Below are 17,013 nucleotides of genomic sequence, written 5' to 3' on the forward strand. Positions count from 1 at the left end.
GTTAGGCTAACGCTGATTGTTGTACTTTTGTGCATTGGTAATGTCGCAATTTGTGCTCTTTGCGTCGGCCATGACTAAATGACGACACTCTTTTTAAGTAGCCAATCACGCGTGTGCCATAATCAATATCTGTTGAACCACACTGTGAGCATGATTGCCTTGAGCGCTTATCGATATACTCACAGTGATTACAAATGGTGATCCTCACATTAATGCAAAAATAATTGCACCCCGTTCGCGCTGCCACATTAAATAACTGCATATATTGCTCAGTGTCTAAATGCTCTTCTAAATTCAAATGCAGTGCTGAGCCACCATCTAAAAACTCTGTCATCGATTTACCATGCAATATAAACTTATCAAGGTGATTTAGTGTTGTGTCTTCTACTAAATAGAAATAACTGTTGTAGCATTCTCTTGGCGTGAAGTAGCCATCTTCGCTATCCCATTTGGCATTTTTTATCCCTAAATTTTCAGCAGGAACAAACTCAGTGTTAAATAAAAAGCCGGTCTCTTTTGTTGCTAAGCGATTCTCTTTATAAATCACTTCTAACTGACTTTTCACCCATTCTTTATACGCATCATTAACCCCCACTTGAATACCTAAATACTCTGCGGCTTCAACCATGCCATTAATACCAATGGTTAAAAATTGCTTGTTAAAGGAAATAAACCCTGCGTCGTACACCGGTAGCATGCCCGCTTGCTGGTACTCTTCCATTAAGGTGCGATACGCGATTTGATAAGCATGTATTTTTCTTATTTCTGTTGCTAGGTCTCTGCCATCTTGCACCAATCGATTCATATTGAGTGTAATAACATTGATAGAGCCCGTCGAAACGCCCCCCGCGCCTAAACTATACGAAAAACTATGATCGCTAATTTCATTACGAAGTCGACAGCATGAGGCTAATGAATCAGCATCGGTTGATTGATAAACAAAAAATGAGCCGCCTTGACTTAAGTTTTCGGCACACATCAATGCAAATTCTTTATCTTTAGGTTCATTGTCTTCTACTAGCATGGCAGCGGTGACAACAGGGAATGTTAAAACAGCTTTGTTTCGCTCTTGGTTAAACCAATTTAAAAACATGCTTTGCAGTGCCTTTAAAGACGACCAATCGGGAGCCGTCATATCAGGAAACACAAAATGACCAAACATAGCCTCAAAGTATGCACTATCGTACAACGAGATATTCCAAAATACGCTTTGATAACCTCGTGCAGCAGCGGGTTGATTTAAAGCGTACACGACGTGCTGTAAGTGATTTTCTATCTGTTTATAGTGAGTAACTAAATAATCATCGCCGTAATCCTTACGCGCAAAGTAATCAAAATACATTAAAAATTCGACCGTCGCGACAGCCCCTGCAAACTGCGCGCTAATTGCAAAAACAAGATTCACAAAACTGCCGCAGAACGATTCTAAATGCTTAGGTGCCTTAGACTCTCCCCCTAATTTGGTTAGCCCATCCAATAAAAATGGATACATGGTGATAGAAGTACAGTAAGGCTTTAAGCTCGTTTCATCATGCACATAAATTTCATGGTTCTCAATTTGTCGAAGGTACTCTTTGCCCAATGACTCGCCGAAAAGCGCGGTTATTTTATTGCTCACCTGAGTGCGATTAACGTGAATGAAAAAGTCTTTCATTATTTCTGATTCTAGCGTCGCTATATTTTTTAATGTCACATTTGCATTCGCATCCACTTTAGAACCATCGGCCGCATTCTTGGCCTGTGTATAGTTTTCGATGAAACGCATTTTTTCTTTTAATTGTTCACAATTCAGCATAGACATTTTTGTTATCCTTTTAAAAATAATGAGTTAAGTACCTTACCCGAAGCAATTTCAATAAATCGTTGATTAGTTAAATGGCTCGCCAGGCCACCTAATTCAGCGACATAACGGCCCGTTTTTACATAAGTCAGCTGTGCTTTTAATTGCTCCGACACATCCTCAAGCCCGGTATACAAACACGTTGCTAAGCCTTGCTGCGTTGCTAACTTTAAAAAATAAACTAAATCACCTTCCTGCCATTCTCCGCCAAAAAACACCACACAAGTCATCAAGTGCTTATAGCGCTCAAGTAACCCTAGAAAGCGTTGCGATGTTAACCGCTCACCATGCTTTGGATCCCATGTATCAACGCTATGACACCCAGGACAGCGCAAGGGGCACCCCGTGCATACAAAGCCTAACGCAATGTGTCCGGGGACTTCTTGAAAGCAAACTTGGGGTTCTAATACATTAAACATAAACCACTACATATTGTGTTTTAGATTTCAATATTATCAATATATAGTACCAACACCGTTTTAAGCCAGTTTAAAACTTGATCTAGATCAAAGCAGCTTAGTTCTGCCAAAAGAACAAAATGGGTAGCCAATCAAAACCCCGCTCCTGTCAAAAATAAAATGCAGCGAAACGGAGCGCCACCCAGACACCTCTACCTACTTTGGAGGAGTTACCTTTACCCATCACTTTGCTAGAGTGCGAATAAATGAATTGTAAAGAGATGAAAATGACTGCGAAAATTGGAATTTTGACTGTTAGTGATCGCGCAAGCCGAGGCCAGTACGATGACTTATCGGGACCCGCTATCACCGATACATTAAATGACTATTTAAGTTCGCCATGGCAGGCATGCTATCGATTAGTCGAAGACGAGCAACATTTAATTGAAGCGGCATTATGCGAGCTTGCCGATCAAGAACAATGCGCTTTAATCATTACCACAGGTGGAACGGGTCCCGCCAAACGAGACATAACCCCCGAAGCCACAGAAGCGGTGTGTGACAAAATGATGCCAGGATTTGGTGAGTTAATGCGTACTGAAAGCTTAAAATACGTGCCAACGGCTATACTCTCTCGACAAACAGCGGGGATAAGAGACCGCTCATTAATTATTAACTTACCGGGCAAACCCAAAGCGATTCGTCAATGTCTTGATGCCGTATTTCCTGCGGTGCCTTATTGTATTGATTTACTTGAAGGGCCTTACTTAGAATGTGATGAATCTGTGGTTCAAGTATTTAGACCTAAGTCATAAATAAGGTTTGTCATAACGTTAAAACATCCCCTTAGTTAATAACGAAAAAAGCCAGCTTAAGCTGGCTTTTCTATCGTATTAAGATTTATTTGTGTGATACATCAATCAGTTCAACAGTCCCGTCTTCGCGTACTTCAGCAATTTGACCTCGCGGTTCATCCATAAAGAACAAAGTAACAAAGCCAATCATTGCCGTACCGGCGATAACATAAAAGAAAGTTGCATAATCAACGAACGATAACACAGTTAAAAATGTAACTGCCCCAACGTTACCATATGCCCCTGTCATCCCTGCAATTTGACCTGTTAAGCGACGTTTAATTAATGGCACGACCGCAAACACAGCACCCTCACCTGATTGAACAAAGAAAGAACACGCCATGGCTGTTGCAACTGCTAACCATAATGGCCACTGCGAATTAACCATGCCCATTAACAGATAACCTGCGGCTAAACCGGCGGTTAAAATAAGTAACGTTGTACGGCGACCAAACTTATCTGAAATAAACCCACCTGCTGGGCGTGACATTAAGTTCATAAATGCATACGCACCGGCCACCATCCCTGCCATAACAGGGTCGAGCGAGAAGGTCTCAGCAAAAAATAGCGGTAGCATTGACACCACAGCAAGCTCAGAACCAAAATTTGTAAAATACAAAATATCCAGCACAGCTACTTGCTTAAAACTATAGCGATGTAACTCAGGTACTTCTTGCTCAAATACCGTTTTATTTACGTTCCACACTTTTTTAACTTCAAACAAGTACAACAGCACTAACCCACCATAAATAAGGTGTACGACATTTGCTTCAATCATCCCAACACCATTGGGTGAGAGTTTCCAAGCCAGTAATGCCATTGCTGCATACATAGGGATTTTCATGATTAGGAGTAAGAAAAAATCGCCTTTAGAAGTGACTTCCATCGCCCCTAAATTTTTAGGGCGAAAGTACGTCGAGCCTTTAGGTGTATTGGTTACATTAAAATAATAAATAAAACCATAAACAAAGCTCATTATACCCGTAATACCAATTGCATAACGCCAACCATCATCGCCGCCAAAAATTAATGCCAACGTAGGCAGTGAAAAAGCCGCAGCAGCGGAACCAAAGTTACCCCAGCCACCATACACACCTTCTGCGGTGCCTAATTCGTGATGAGGGAACCACTCAGACACCATGCGGATACCAATAACAAAGCCTGCGCCGATAAACCCAAGTAAAAAACGAGCAATGGCAGCTTGCAAAAAGCTATCAGCAAAAGCAAACATTAAACAAGGTACTGCGCTGACAATCAGCAAACATGAATAGACTAACCTTGGCCCATATTTATCGGTTAGCATGCCAATAATCACGCGGGCAGGAATGGTCAAAGCCACGTTCAAGATCAGTAGTGTTTTTACTTGCTCTGTACTTAATCCCAAGGTGGTTTTTACAGCCTGTAGTAACGGTGCAAAATTAAACCACACAAAAAAGGTGATAAAGAATGCAAGCCAACTAAGATGTAAGATTTTCATTTTTCCTTGAAAGGAAAAAAGGTTAAATTTTTCACTCGCCATTGTCGTCTCCAAACGGTTTTATTAATTTGATTCTGAGCCGACTTACTAAAAAAGAATTGATGTAAATCAAGGAATAAAGGTAACCGCCGTGCAGCCAAAAACACCTCTACCCCCTATGAATAGGCGCACTGTAAAGCAATGCCTTTATTAACTGCGCTTACTACCTACTAAGGTGTATTAACACTCCCTATCACTCTACGAGGGAGATAAAAGGAGATATTGGAGGAATAACAATGAGGTTTTGGGATATCACACAGAAAAAAGCCTCCGAAGAGGCTCATAATTGCAGGGAACTGAAACTAATCTAGCGGCTAAAAAGCATGCTAAGCGATTAAAACTTATGAGTGAGCATCAACCATACCTTATCGGTATCCGTGGCATAATCATCAGCGTTGTACATGGCATATTTAAACAGCACATTACAGTTGCTTGAAAGTGCATATGCAGCCGTTAAATCAAGCTCTTGGCCATAATCGATGCTGTGTGCATCACTATCAAAAAAGTGATAAGTCGCGCTCAGCTTTATATCTGCCAACTGCCCATTAACGCCAAAGTATAAATCAGCAAGTCCATTACTTGGGGTCGCTAAAAACTTATCTGCAAAACCTTGGAACTTGTGCCCTGTTGCCAGTGGTGTACTAAAACCTATGTTGTTATCTGAGCCTAACAGCTCATAGCCAACTTTCCAGCCAAGCTTACTCACTTTGCCCTTTAGCTCCGCTAATATATAGTCAGCATCAAACGAATTGGGGTTATCGGCATAATCTTGTTGAGTTGCATAACTGAGCGTATAACTCAATGAATCGGATAATTGGCCTGTTGCGCGTACACCCATTGTTTGTGTTGAGCTGGCTAAAGCAGCATCAAAGTCATAGAGATAGGCAAACACACTGACATTAAATTGCTTATTAACTTGGTATGCAGCATTGGCAAAGTGTAATTTACCGTGCAAATCGCTTTTATTGCTGTCTTCACCAAAAATACGATTCACATTAAACACATAGCTGTAGTCGAACTTTAATGACTCTGTTGGTTTATAAACGACTCTGTAACCATCAAAAGTTTGTTCATTCTGGCGCCATGCGACACCCCCTACAAATCGTTGGTCATCAAGGTTGATACGTTGTCTACCCGCAACAACGTGCAACTCTTTATTTTTGAATTGCAAGCTTGCTTGATTAACCTCAGTACCTTTAGGGTCAGCAACAACGGGGTGATCCGTATGACCATTAACCGTACTGTTATAATTGTCATTACCAATCTCGGTAACATTATCAAACTCGAGAAGTGCTGAAACGCCTTTGAGTGTCGCCGTTGTATAATTAATACGCGTGAGTAATGTTGATGCATGTGCTTGTTCAGCGATCCCCGATTGATCGACATTTTCATATCGATAACGCAACATGCCATGCACTTCACCATTCGCCAACATGTTATGAATGCCATTATCTTCAGTTGCACTCACTTGCGTACTCAAAGCAAATGTAACTAACGCTGTTAGAACTGAGAGCTGTGTTTTCATATCACTACCTTGCTATGTTTTTAAGTTATGCACAGATTACGGCTATGCATAACTATGAAAATTGATTTAAATCAATTTTTTCATAGCGTTACCTAATATGACTCACTGCACCTCCAAAGAGGTATAACAACACTGCCCTATTTAATGTAGGCTTATAGACGCGTTCTAAAGAAGGAAAATTGCATGTTATTAGAGAGTGCCAACACCCTGCGTTATTGCCGTCATATTCTGCTTCCTCAGGTTCAAGAAGAAGGGCAAGAAGCCATTATGGCAAGCCACGTACTCGTTGTCGGAGCTGGAGGACTGGGTAGTGCAGTACTCCCTTACCTTGTTGCGGCAGGTGTCGGAAAAATTACTTTATTTGATCATGACACAGTGGATATAACTAACCTGCAACGACAAATATTACACACCGAAAACAGTGTGGGTCAGTTAAAAGTTGAATCAGCTAAACAGCAATTAACAGCACTCAATAGCCAAGTAAAGATGACAACCTATGCTTCTGAGTTTACGACACACCATGAGCCAGAGTTAATCAGCGCTGATGTTGTCGTTGACTGCAGTGATAATCTCGCAACACGCTTACTGCTTAATCGCCTGTGTTGGACACATAAAACGCCCCTAATTTCAGGTTCTGCAATTCGTATGGAAGGGCAACTCATTCACTTTCCAATGCGTGACGGCGATCCCTGTTATGCCTGCGTTGCTCGGCTATTTAAAGAACCCTCATTAAGCTGTATGGAAGCTGGGGTCCTTGCCCCAGTAGTTGGCACTTTAGGTTCATTGCAAGCCACAGAGGCGCTTAAAAGCCTGCTATCTATGCCCCCTAAAACAGTGTCAATGCTGTTATATGATGCAGAGCACCTGACATTTAAAGAGTTTATTATTCCAAAACAACCCCACTGCGAGGTGTGTGCAGAGCGTTAAAGTTACATTGCTAACCTTAACGCTCTGCACACGGAAACATCGCGATCACTTTGCTTCCTGCGGCTTCCTTTTGATTCACTCTATGTTGCTTTGGTAGGACAGACGCGAGTTGATACTGCACCGTTTTTGTCACTTGCAAACAGGCCGCTAGCGAAGGTTTGCCCACGCCATTGTTTATTTTCTGAAGCTGCTTGGTCATATCAAAATGATAAAATGTATTAATAGATAACTTTTCGAGGCTTAACTTCGCACAGTTAAGCCCACAGCCATCAAAAACAATAATCGCAGGAGAAGATGCTAACTTTTGCCAATGCATAGCAGAACCTGCTGTTAATGCCGCAATGGAGACTTTTTCAACTTTCCCCTGCATAATTAAACTTTGTGATAAGTCTTCAGCCAGCTCTGCACCATAACTACAGCCAGAGCACGTTAACAATATTGGTAAAGATTGCTCCTTCATGCTTTCCACTCTTTTTACTGATACGTAAATATCAGCTTAGTAAGCGTACAAAAATTCAGCTTGATCTACATCAAGAGGAATGAAGTCCACACTAATTCAAAAGAGGTAGCTACTTTACCTAAACAACCATATTGACGTATAGAAACGTTAGCCTGCGCGGCCATCTGCTCTTGGTTGTGTTAACACCGGAAAATACACCAAGCAGAATAAACCATAAGCCATACACCATGTAATCACAGATAAAGAAATAAAATACAGGCTCAATTGTGAATTTATCAACACACCAAATACGCGTAATAAGGCCGCAATTAATACCGCACCAAATGCAAAAATAATGGCGTGCTTAACCACTAATTTTCTTCCAGTGTGGCCTAAGCTAACACGCGCCATCATGCTTAAAATCATATTGCCCATAGCCCCCACAGTCAGTGCATGGAAAGCGGTCGAAATTGACAATAAATCAGTGAAATAAGACATCCCCATTAATATAATTCCCACAGGAATAAACCAATAAGCCAAATGCAAACTCCACAGCAGTGGAACCGCTAAGGTTTTAAAAAACGGCCATCGCGCCGCACGAAGACAATGAAATACAGCACATATAATGAGCATGCCGCCAATGAGCTCATTGCTCAGGTAATAAACGGCACCAGTAAAAAACAACACAAAAATAAACCAGGTACTGCCAAGCGCTGCAATCTCTAACCAAGGTTTACCGTCGACCTTCTTTGTCGCAGTTGCATTTGCAGTGAAAAAGGGAATTACACGCCCGCCTAATACACTCATTAATAACGTAATTAGCCAAATAGCAGACATATAACCATGCTGATACAACTCAGGCATCCCCAGTGTCACGCCTAAGTGCATTAATAAATTGGCAGCACTGAGTAATAAAATAATCGGCACAAAAAAGAGGTTTCGCATTTGCCCTTTAACAATGATTGGTTTTGCTAACCAATAACCCGCTAAGGGCAAAAACACCATATCAATACCAAATACTAACCAGTGCGGCAAAGCGGGCACCACCATGGCAACTCGCGCGATTAACCATGCAAGAGTTAACAGCAGCAGCTTTCGACCATGAATAGAGCGTAAACCTGTCCAGTTTTGTACCGCGGTTAATAAAAAGCCGATAACAATAGCGCACACAAAACCAAACAGCATTTCATGGCTATGCCAAAACAAAGCCCCTCCATAAGGAGAAAAAGACCAGTGACCATTGAGTACTAATCCCCACACAACCAAAGCAATACAGCTAAATAGGCCCCCACACAAAAACAGCGGACGAAATGCGAGCTGAAATAAGGCAACGTCACTTTTGGTTTGTTGTTCATCGGATATTTGCATCATAAACTATCATCTTCTAAAAAATTATAACTCGCAGCTTCATTCAATCTTCGTTGATAGCGCTCAGCACGCACCGCGAAATACATCAGCATCATACAGACAGCTAACACAGCGTAAAGCAACATAAATGAGGCACTGTAAAAGCCAAATAAATCAACCACCGCACCAAACATTATCGGTAATGTGAACCCTCCCAAGGCCCCAATGGCAGCAATAAAACCGCCTACCTTGCCCATTTCTAACGGGTAGTTTTCATGGATAACTTTAAACACACTGGCACGCCCAAAACCTTGCGCTAAGCCAATCACAAATAATAAGCCGGTAAACACCCACACATTCACCGACACAGATAAATTCACATCTTGCTTAATACCATGAATGGTCATTGTTGTGGGCGGGTAGCTTAAGAAAAACAAACACACTAAACACACCCAAAATACGCTCCAGTTAACACTACGACCGCCATACTTATCGGCAAACCACCCACCAAGAGCCCGTATCACCGACGACGTTGCAACAAAAAACAATGTAAAGGCCATCGCTTGTTTAATTGATAATTGGTAGGCCTGCATATAGTAATATGGCAGCCAAAGCAGTAAGGCCAAAAAAGAACCAAACACAAAATAATAATAGAGCCCTAATCGCCAAACTTGCGTATTTTTCAGTAACAGTGTCCAGGTTTGCGGTTTACTATTAATAACATGAGCGTTATCTGGCTGGCTGGGGGCAAACACACCATACAGCACCGCAACAAATAACAAACCAAACGCATACACAGGCCCAACCCACTGCCAACCATAGCGCTCCATTAACCAAGGCGCTAACACGAGTGTAATAGCGGCACCGGCATTACCCACGCCAAAAATCCCCATCGCGGTTCCTTGTTGACTGCGTTGATAAAAATCACACACATAACGGATACCGAGGGTAAATGAGCTACCACTGAGACCAATCCATAAACCGAGAAAAAGTAGTTGAGAATAGCTTGTCGTTATATACAAGCATGCAAGGGCGGGCACACACACTAACATTTGCACAACAAAGAGCACTTTTGCCGAATAGCGGTCAGCCAATTCGCCAGCGGGGATCCGAGACAATGCACCTGTGAACATCGGGGCTGCAAGTAAGCCACCTAACTCAGTGACCGTTAATTGCCATTGCGATGATAAAGGCAATACTATCGCCGCATACAATGTCCATACGGAAAAGTTAGCCGCAAAAGCTAAGGTAGCAAATAATAACGCACGTTTAGCGCGAGACTCTGACATGCGATGCTCCAATTAAAAACGGTCGATGAACACGTCATCTATAAATCATTAACCCATTCTACCTAAAGCACGCGCTTTTTATGAGGCTCTACCCACAATGCCACAACTTAAAAATATCAACAGACAAAAACGACGAATAAAATAAAAAGCACATAAAAATCAAAACATTAAAAACAACAGCAATTACCCCAAAAGAGGTAGTTAAGCTTATTTGATAATAAACAGACCTGAAAAACTGACCGTTTATTGATCTGTACAGGTTGAATACTCCCCCCGTTTTCTTGCACTATTTTGATATTATTTCAAAGCTAACTACACATTATGCAAAGCACTCAGGTTGATGCAGGATTTCATACCTCACGCGGAATAAAAGAAATCAACGAAGATTGCGCAGGTCTTTTTATTCCAAAAGATGAGTACCTCAGCAATATTAAAGGTGCCGCATTTTGTGTTGCCGACGGTGTCAGCTCAGCAGAAGCTGGTAAAGAAGCGAGCGAAACAGCCGTTGAACGCTTTCTTAGTGAATACTTTAAAACCCCCGATACATGGTCTGTTAGTCGCAGTGGCGAACAAGTGTTATCGGCAATCAATTTACGTCTTTTTCGTAAAAGCCATGCATTTTCACAAGAAAATAAAGGCTACTTATCAACCTTAAGCTGCCTGATTTTAAAAGGAAATCATGGTCATATTTTTCATGTGGGTGATAGTCGAATTTATCGCTTTAGAAATGGAAACTTAAAGCAACTCACAGCCGACCACACCACCAATTTAGGGCAAGGAAAATCGTTTTTATCGCGTGCCATTGGCATGGATAACAACTTACACATTGATTACAGCAGCAATGAATTACAACAAGGTGACATTTACTTATTAAGCTCTGACGGGGTGCATGATTTTCTCCCGACCGATATCTTAATAGATAACTTATTGAGTTATCAACCAGCCTCTAAAATAGCAGAGCAACTGTGTATAGAAGCCAAAAAGCATGGCAGTGATGACAATATCAGTTGTGTCGTTTTAAAAATAAAAGAGCTGGCATATCAAAATGAAGCTGAATATAGCGCTGAGCTCACAAAATTGCCTTTTCCACCGCCGCTTAAAGCAGGTATGAAATTAGATGGTTATCTTGTCATTGAAGAGCTGTTTGCCTCATCACGTAGTCAACTTTATTTAGTGGAAGATGAGCTTACAAAAAAGCGTTACGCAATGAAAACGCCTTCAGCCAACTTTGACGACGACACACATTACATCGACCGCTTTATTAAAGAGCAATGGATTGGCAGCCGAATTGACTCCCCTTATGTGGTAAAAATTTATCAACATTCACGGCCAAGAAGTGCCCTGTATTATTTAATGGAATGGCTCGATGGCACCAGCCTCGACAACTGGTTAGCTGAGCATCAACCACTAAAACCTAAACGAGCAATCGCCATCGTTAAACACATTGCAGCGGCCTTAAATGCTTTTCATAGTAATGATGCGATTCACCAAGATCTCAAACCTGGCAATGTGATGGTATTAGAAAATGATGAAATCAAACTGGTTGATTTTGGTTCCGTGTTTGTTGCTGGAGTTGCGGAGCTTTATCAGCCAATAGAACATCAAGGGGCACTTGGCACGGCCAGCTATTCAGACCCGAATTATTTGCTGGGCAAAAATGCTGCCGTGCAAGGTGATGTGTATAGCCTCGCGACTATTTGCTATGAATTATTTACTCACCATTTACCCTATGGCGAAAAAGTTGAGCAATGCACAAGCATGGCAGACTACGACAAACTACGTTATCACAGTGCCATTAAACATAACCCCGTTATTCCAATTTGGTTTGATAAAGCACTGCAAAAAGGGGTTAGTTTTGATTTAACAGAGCGCTATCAAACCGTGGATGCACTCATGCATGACTTAACCGTCCCTAATCCTGAATTTTTAAAACCGGATCCTGAACCGAAGGAAGCCAGCAGTTTATTATTTTGGAAAATGGTAAGTGGTTTTTGGTTTATCACACTGGCTCTCATATTGTATTTATTTAGCCAGCACTAAGACTGGCAATGCATACCCGCAATGTGATGCCAAAAGCCATTAATATGTTCATCCGGTCGCTTAGAGTCGGTGCCCAAAGCAAACGACTCAATCCATTGTAAGTCGTCCATATCGTGCATACTTAGCCGCGCGATATCCGCACTGCTATTGAGTGCATGGCGGTCTTCACACAAGTTATACACTTGCCCAGACATTGTTTGAATGCCATTTAAGGTAAACACCTTTTTACCGTCTTGGCTGTGGGTCATTAATCCCGAAGGGTGCTTTTGACAAGTGAGCTCACATTGATCTTTAGCTAAGTCATAATGGCGAGCCGTGAAGCATCGCGCACTGTAAGCCAAAGGCAACAAGCCATAACTAAACACTTCAAATTGCATCGGTAAATCTGTCAAACCCGCGTATTCGTGTTTTAAAGCCACCAGCCAATCTCTCGACAATTCAACAGGCATAACCCAGCGCACAGCTCCCATTTGAGCAAACTTTGCTAGCGTATAACCGTTATAAACATTAATTGCGGGGCCAATCACAAATGGTAATCCCAAGCTATGTAATTGCTGCACGGCGGCAAGATCATTCGCCTCTATTAAATACGCGCTTTGACGACACACACGTTTTAACTCTTGAAGTTGAGCCCCCGACTCCAACAAGGCTAAGCTAGACAGCACCACTTCTTTTCCTGCTTGCTCTAGCATTTTAGCCCACTCAAGGTAATCATTTAGGCGACTTAAACGTCGCTTTCCACAGACGGTTTCGCCTAAATAAACAATATCGGCTGTCGACTGCGCTACCCGCTCATAAAATTGTTCGAGCAACTCCTTTTGCCACAAAAACAACATGGGCCCTACCGCAACTTTCAACTGTGTCATTGTTACTCCTATTTCCACTTGCGATGATACGCACCTAAGGTGGTTTGCTGCCCCTCAGATAAACTGTCCAGCGTCGTTTGCCAATGCGTTTCAACACTGAAGTCAGTCGCATTTTGCTTTGCATGGTCAATAGCCTGTCGCCAAACGCGTGTAACTTGCTCAACATAGGCAGGGCTGCGCTGTCGGCCTTCAATTTTAACGGCCGCAATATTCATGGCTAATAACTCAGGTAACAGAGAAAGCGTATTTAAGCTCGTTGGCTCTTCTAAGGCATGGTAGGTTTCGTTATTAACAACAAAACGCCCTTTACATAACGTTGGATAACCGGCTTGCTCATCGTCAGTGAACTGATCAATCAATACATCATTCAAGCGTGATTGCATTCGATCGCCCTGTTGTTGCCAACGAACAAACTTGGCCGGCGAACAGGCACCTGTTGTATTAGGTGATTCGCCTGTTAAATATGAAGATAAATAACAACGCCCTTCGGCCATAATACATAAACTACCAAAGGCAAAAAGCTCAAGTTCGATGTCGGTGGTGGTTGCCAATTGCCTGACCTGTTGCAAACTTAATACCCTAGGCAATACCACTCGCTTCACACCAAACTGCTTATAAAAATCAATTGCGAGTGCATTTGTCACCGATGCCTGCACACTGACATGCATTTCTTGGTGCGGATAATTATTCGCAATAAAATCAAGCGCAGCAATATCAGCAACAATCAGGGCATCTACCCCCACTGCAATCGCTTCATCAATGGCATGCTTCCATCTTGTAAAATGATTGGGGTGAGCAAAGGTGTTAATAGCAACATGCAATTTTCTTTTATGCTGCTGACAATAGTCTGCCGCTTCAACGAGTTGCCGCTCATTCAAGTTTAGGCCCGCAAAGTGACGCGCATTGGTATCATTGTTTAAGCCAACGTAAACCGCATCAGCGCCTTGCGCTATCGCCCTTTTTAACGAGGGTAAGTTTCCTGCTGGGCAAAGTAACTCCATACCCACTCCTGATTATTTAAACTAAGAAATAAATTATCAATAATGGTAAGCCAGCAAACCTAATAAGGTAATCTACTAATATGATTAGTCTCACTGATATTATGAAGCATAAAACTCCGCCATTTTTTACCCCGAAATGGCTAACTGCTATTACTCATCTCACGCCAACCGCAGGCATAAGTTGGCTGATAGAACAGCGAATAAACCTCATTTTTAAAACACAGATCAACGACGGTGAGCTCGACTTTTTAATTGATAAACAGTTATGCATTGACGTCGATAACCTGCCACTCAGCTTGCTTATTTCACTCAATGCAACCTCTAAACGGTTAACTATTTTCTCTATAAAACCGTGGTTACTCCCTAAAGAACACCTCAAATACGACGGAAAGTTAACGGGGAGTAGTGATACATTTTTAAGTTTGATGAGTGGAAAATACGACCCTGATACACTTTTTTTCTCACGTAAATTAGCAATCCAAGGCGACACAGAACTGTGCCTAACTGTTAAAAACTGGCTCGATACGCAAGACCCACAAGCAAGCTTGCCAGACTGGTTATTTAATCAGTTAACAGAGTACGTAGAGTCATTACAATAAAAAGAAGGCAGCGAGTAGCTGCCTTCTGTTTACATTTAGGAGAGTTGTGCACAGAGCACACTAACGGCCATTAATCAGTTTAATATCGACCACTTACTTTGTGCCATTATTGCCGTGCAATTTTTTATGCTGACTTAACTACCGACCATTTCTACAAGGTTATCTTCTCTGTCGAGGACAACATACAACGCCGTGTTTTTACCACTTTGTACGTCTTTAATCATCTCCTTCATGCTACTTTCAATCAGGCTGACCTCTGTATTAGCACCAATACTGGTGACAAATAATAAATCCCATGCTTGGTTTATGTTATCTGCTTCGTGACAAAGCGCCGTATAGTCAGTTAACTCACTAGGCAGTTTATCAACACACATAACAGGCTCAATCACCCCTTTATTGACATCGTTAACTGAACTTTCAACATTTGCTTTTGTAAATAACAACAGTAGCTTAACGGGTTCAGCTTGATGGCGAGCCATGGATAATAATTCTTGAAACTTACTCATATTCTTTTCCTGCAACAATAGAAAAAGAGCCAAAAACCGAAGTTGATGGCTCTGGACAAGTGGAGATCGTTATGGATTATAAAATTCGCCGTCTTTTCTTAAGTAGAACCACCAATTAATAATCAAACATAGCGCATAAAATACCGCGAAACCAATCAGTGCTACCTCAGGTGTTGTCGCTTTAATTTGCTGACCAAATACCATTGGAATATAAAATGCACCGTATGCAGCCACTGCCGAAGTCCAACCTAATACAGGGCCTGCTTGTTCTTTAGGAAACACCATCGCAATCGTTCTAAAGGTTGAGCCATTACCAATCCCTGTTGCTCCAAATAGCACTAAGAATAAGATGAAAAATGGCATAAAGAACTCTTCAGGTGTAGGCGACTGATAAGCCTCTTTCATGTAATAGGCCGCACCTAATGACGAGGTAATCATTACCACAGAACACACTTGTGTTACTAACGCACCACCCCATTTATCAGCAATCCACCCACCTAGTGGACGAATTAATGCCCCAATAAATGGTGCCATCCACGCATACATGAGCGCACTTGGGCCATTTGGGTTTAAGGTACTATGGGTCATCACACCATCAACCATAATGTGTTGAAAACCAAAAATAACTTTGATTGCTAACGGAAATGCTGCCGCAAAACCAATAAATGAACCAAACGTCATGGTGTAAATCGTGCTCATTACCCAGGTATGTTTATTATTAAAGATTTGATATTGCTTAGTGAGGCTTTTACCAATCGCCCCCGGTATCATCTTCAGTAAAAATACGGTAATAGCAACAACCAGCACCAGTACCAACTCTTTCGGTACCCCAAAGCCAGAACCATTTGCTGATTCAGGAAGCATCAGCCACAGACCAGCCGCCGCAGTGGCAAGACCAATCGTTAGCATCACAGAAATCATTGCAAATGCACTCAGAGGGCTGCCTAAGTTTGGTGACACTTCTGGCGTGCGAATGTTATTCATACCAAACCATGTTGCAAAGAACAGCGGTATTAAGAACAGTAGCCATAAAAAGCCACCGTTTTGCAGCCAAGTTTCAGAACCGGCTGGAATTTTACCAATCAAACTTCCCGACGTGCTCACCAACGTAATTGGGTCGCCGCCCAATGCACCAAACACCCCATATGTCATAAACAATGGAATCAAAATCTGCATCGTTGTCACACCAAAGTTACCTAACCCTGCATTGAGACCCAGCGCTAAACCTTGTTGTTTTTTTGGAAAGAAAAAGCTGATATTTGACATTGAAGAAGCAAAGTTACCCCCACCAATACCCGACAACAAAGCAAGTAACTGATATTGCCACAATGGTGTCGTTGGGTCTTGTAATGCCAAACCGGTAAATAGAGCCGGAATTATGAGTAGCGATGTAGTGAAGAACAGCGTGTTTCTGCCACCACAAAAGCGAATGAAGAAACTACTGGGAATACGTAATGTAGCACCAGAAAGTCCAGCTATCGCCGTCAGCGTAAATAGCTCATCTGCGCTAAAACTAAACCCTGCATTCATCATCTGAACGGTCAAGATTCCCCAGTAAAGCCAAACAGCGAAGCCACAAAGTAAACTTGGGATCGAAATCCATAAATTCCTTTGCGCAATTTTTTTACCTTGGGAATTCCAGAAAGCTTCATTTTCCGGTTCCCACTTGTCTAGTTCAGCCATATGCTGCTCCATTTCGTTCTAATTGAACTTACTATGCGCACATAAAATCAACTCAACAATTCACATTGATGGGTAAGCCACACACAGCATAAACAGCAAACAACTACCACTTAGTGGGTATATTTAAGCGTAAGTAATTGTTTATCATTAAATAATATAAGAAAGCTTAAGGTTATTAGGAGT

The 17,013-nt window shown here is 41.9% G+C and carries 15 protein-coding genes; 4 read left to right on the top strand and 11 right to left on the bottom strand.

Features of this window, described 5'->3' with window-relative positions; all coding sequences use genetic code 11:
* Position 1: 1 nt before the first annotated feature.
* Both nrdD and nrdG read right to left on the bottom strand, forming a co-directional pair.
* On the bottom strand, positions 2–1,801 hold the full coding sequence (gene nrdD, locus D0907_RS13910) for an anaerobic ribonucleoside-triphosphate reductase (RefSeq protein ID WP_065978359.1): 1,800 nt from the start codon (positions 1,799–1,801) through the stop codon (positions 2–4).
* A 5-nt stretch (positions 1,802–1,806) separates the two neighbouring features.
* The gene (gene nrdG / locus D0907_RS13915) at positions 1,807–2,259 is read right to left on the bottom strand and encodes an anaerobic ribonucleoside-triphosphate reductase activating protein (protein ID WP_074989800.1); all 453 of its coding nucleotides are present in this window, start codon (positions 2,257–2,259) and stop codon (positions 1,807–1,809) included.
* Between the two features lie 266 nt (positions 2,260–2,525).
* On the opposite strand from nrdG, the gene mog reads away from it, so the two are divergent.
* On the top strand, positions 2,526–3,053 hold the full coding sequence (gene mog, locus D0907_RS13920; protein WP_036973017.1) for a molybdopterin adenylyltransferase: 528 nt from the start codon (positions 2,526–2,528) through the stop codon (positions 3,051–3,053).
* An 85-nt stretch (positions 3,054–3,138) separates the two neighbouring features.
* On the opposite strand, the gene D0907_RS13925 is transcribed toward mog, so the two are convergent.
* Entirely contained in the window at positions 3,139–4,611 is a 1,473-nt protein-coding gene (locus D0907_RS13925) for a NarK family nitrate/nitrite MFS transporter (protein WP_036973021.1), read from the bottom strand.
* Positions 4,612–4,942: 331 nt separating this feature from the next.
* Complete coding sequence (locus D0907_RS13930; protein WP_036973023.1) at positions 4,943–6,133, bottom strand: alginate export family protein; 1,191 nt, start codon at positions 6,131–6,133, stop codon at positions 4,943–4,945.
* A gap of 183 nt (positions 6,134–6,316) precedes the next feature.
* Between D0907_RS13930 and D0907_RS13935 the strand changes: the two genes are divergently transcribed.
* The gene (locus D0907_RS13935; protein ID WP_118844635.1) at positions 6,317–7,060 is read left to right on the top strand and encodes a HesA/MoeB/ThiF family protein; all 744 of its coding nucleotides are present in this window, start codon (positions 6,317–6,319) and stop codon (positions 7,058–7,060) included.
* Positions 7,061–7,076: 16 nt separating this feature from the next.
* On the opposite strand, the gene D0907_RS13940 is transcribed toward D0907_RS13935, so the two are convergent.
* The 3 genes from D0907_RS13940 to D0907_RS13950 form a co-directional block, all read right to left on the bottom strand.
* On the bottom strand, positions 7,077–7,520 hold the full coding sequence (locus tag D0907_RS13940; RefSeq protein WP_051501921.1) for a putative zinc-binding protein: 444 nt from the start codon (positions 7,518–7,520) through the stop codon (positions 7,077–7,079).
* A gap of 147 nt (positions 7,521–7,667) precedes the next feature.
* Complete coding sequence (locus tag D0907_RS13945) at positions 7,668–8,870, bottom strand: NnrS family protein (protein ID WP_196857407.1); 1,203 nt, start codon at positions 8,868–8,870, stop codon at positions 7,668–7,670.
* Positions 8,867–10,135 carry an MFS transporter gene (locus D0907_RS13950; RefSeq protein WP_065978355.1) on the bottom strand — a complete coding sequence of 423 codons (1,269 nt, stop codon included), beginning with the start codon at positions 10,133–10,135 and terminating at the stop codon, positions 8,867–8,869. Before D0907_RS13950 ends, D0907_RS13945 begins: the two co-directional genes overlap by 4 nt.
* Before the next feature lie 321 nt (positions 10,136–10,456).
* On the opposite strand from D0907_RS13950, the gene D0907_RS13955 reads away from it, so the two are divergent.
* Complete coding sequence (locus D0907_RS13955; protein ID WP_036973029.1) at positions 10,457–12,175, top strand: bifunctional protein-serine/threonine kinase/phosphatase; 1,719 nt, start codon at positions 10,457–10,459, stop codon at positions 12,173–12,175.
* Here D0907_RS13955 and D0907_RS13960 read toward each other — a convergent pair.
* Positions 12,172–13,041, bottom strand: coding sequence for a U32 family peptidase (locus D0907_RS13960; RefSeq protein ID WP_118844636.1), 870 nt, complete (start codon positions 13,039–13,041; stop codon positions 12,172–12,174). The two genes, D0907_RS13955 and D0907_RS13960, sit on opposite strands and share 4 nt — an antisense overlap.
* Before the next feature lie 8 nt (positions 13,042–13,049).
* Complete coding sequence (gene ubiU, locus D0907_RS13965) at positions 13,050–14,042, bottom strand: ubiquinone anaerobic biosynthesis protein UbiU (protein WP_065978354.1); 993 nt, start codon at positions 14,040–14,042, stop codon at positions 13,050–13,052.
* An 80-nt stretch (positions 14,043–14,122) separates the two neighbouring features.
* Between ubiU and ubiT the strand changes: the two genes are divergently transcribed.
* The gene (gene ubiT, locus D0907_RS13970) at positions 14,123–14,641 is read left to right on the top strand and encodes a ubiquinone anaerobic biosynthesis accessory factor UbiT (RefSeq protein WP_036973036.1); all 519 of its coding nucleotides are present in this window, start codon (positions 14,123–14,125) and stop codon (positions 14,639–14,641) included.
* Between the two features lie 134 nt (positions 14,642–14,775).
* On the opposite strand, the gene D0907_RS13975 is transcribed toward ubiT, so the two are convergent.
* Positions 14,776–15,147: a ribonucleotide reductase subunit alpha gene (locus D0907_RS13975; RefSeq protein WP_118844637.1), complete on the bottom strand. Its 372-nt coding sequence runs from the start codon at positions 15,145–15,147 to the stop codon at positions 14,776–14,778.
* A 69-nt stretch (positions 15,148–15,216) separates the two neighbouring features.
* Entirely contained in the window at positions 15,217–16,830 is a 1,614-nt protein-coding gene (locus D0907_RS13980; protein ID WP_036973039.1) for an MFS transporter, read from the bottom strand.
* Between the last annotated feature and the right edge of the window lie 183 nt (positions 16,831–17,013).

The organism is Pseudoalteromonas lipolytica (assembly GCF_003515105.1).
Taxonomy (GTDB): domain Bacteria; phylum Pseudomonadota; class Gammaproteobacteria; order Enterobacterales; family Alteromonadaceae; genus Pseudoalteromonas; species Pseudoalteromonas lipolytica.

Bases quoted from the DNA above. Each gene is read 5' to 3' on its own strand.
- nrdD (WP_065978359.1), bottom strand. From the start codon at position 1,801: ATGTCTATGCTGAATTGTGAACAATTAAAAGAAAAAATGCGTTTCATC.
- nrdG (WP_074989800.1), bottom strand. From the start codon at position 2,259: ATGTTTAATGTATTAGAACCCCAAGTTTGCTTTCAAGAAGTCCCCGGA.
- mog (WP_036973017.1), top strand. From the start codon at position 2,526: ATGACTGCGAAAATTGGAATTTTGACTGTTAGTGATCGCGCAAGCCGA.
- D0907_RS13925 (WP_036973021.1), bottom strand. From the start codon at position 4,611: ATGGCGAGTGAAAAATTTAACCTTTTTTCCTTTCAAGGAAAAATGAAA.
- D0907_RS13930 (WP_036973023.1), bottom strand. From the start codon at position 6,133: ATGAAAACACAGCTCTCAGTTCTAACAGCGTTAGTTACATTTGCTTTG.
- D0907_RS13935 (WP_118844635.1), top strand. From the start codon at position 6,317: ATGTTATTAGAGAGTGCCAACACCCTGCGTTATTGCCGTCATATTCTG.
- D0907_RS13940 (WP_051501921.1), bottom strand. From the start codon at position 7,520: ATGAAGGAGCAATCTTTACCAATATTGTTAACGTGCTCTGGCTGTAGT.
- D0907_RS13945 (WP_196857407.1), bottom strand. From the start codon at position 8,870: ATGATGCAAATATCCGATGAACAACAAACCAAAAGTGACGTTGCCTTA.
- D0907_RS13950 (WP_065978355.1), bottom strand. From the start codon at position 10,135: ATGTCAGAGTCTCGCGCTAAACGTGCGTTATTATTTGCTACCTTAGCT.
- D0907_RS13955 (WP_036973029.1), top strand. From the start codon at position 10,457: ATGCAAAGCACTCAGGTTGATGCAGGATTTCATACCTCACGCGGAATA.
- D0907_RS13960 (WP_118844636.1), bottom strand. From the start codon at position 13,041: ATGACACAGTTGAAAGTTGCGGTAGGGCCCATGTTGTTTTTGTGGCAA.
- ubiU (WP_065978354.1), bottom strand. From the start codon at position 14,042: ATGGAGTTACTTTGCCCAGCAGGAAACTTACCCTCGTTAAAAAGGGCG.
- ubiT (WP_036973036.1), top strand. From the start codon at position 14,123: ATGATTAGTCTCACTGATATTATGAAGCATAAAACTCCGCCATTTTTT.
- D0907_RS13975 (WP_118844637.1), bottom strand. From the start codon at position 15,147: ATGAGTAAGTTTCAAGAATTATTATCCATGGCTCGCCATCAAGCTGAA.
- D0907_RS13980 (WP_036973039.1), bottom strand. From the start codon at position 16,830: ATGGCTGAACTAGACAAGTGGGAACCGGAAAATGAAGCTTTCTGGAAT.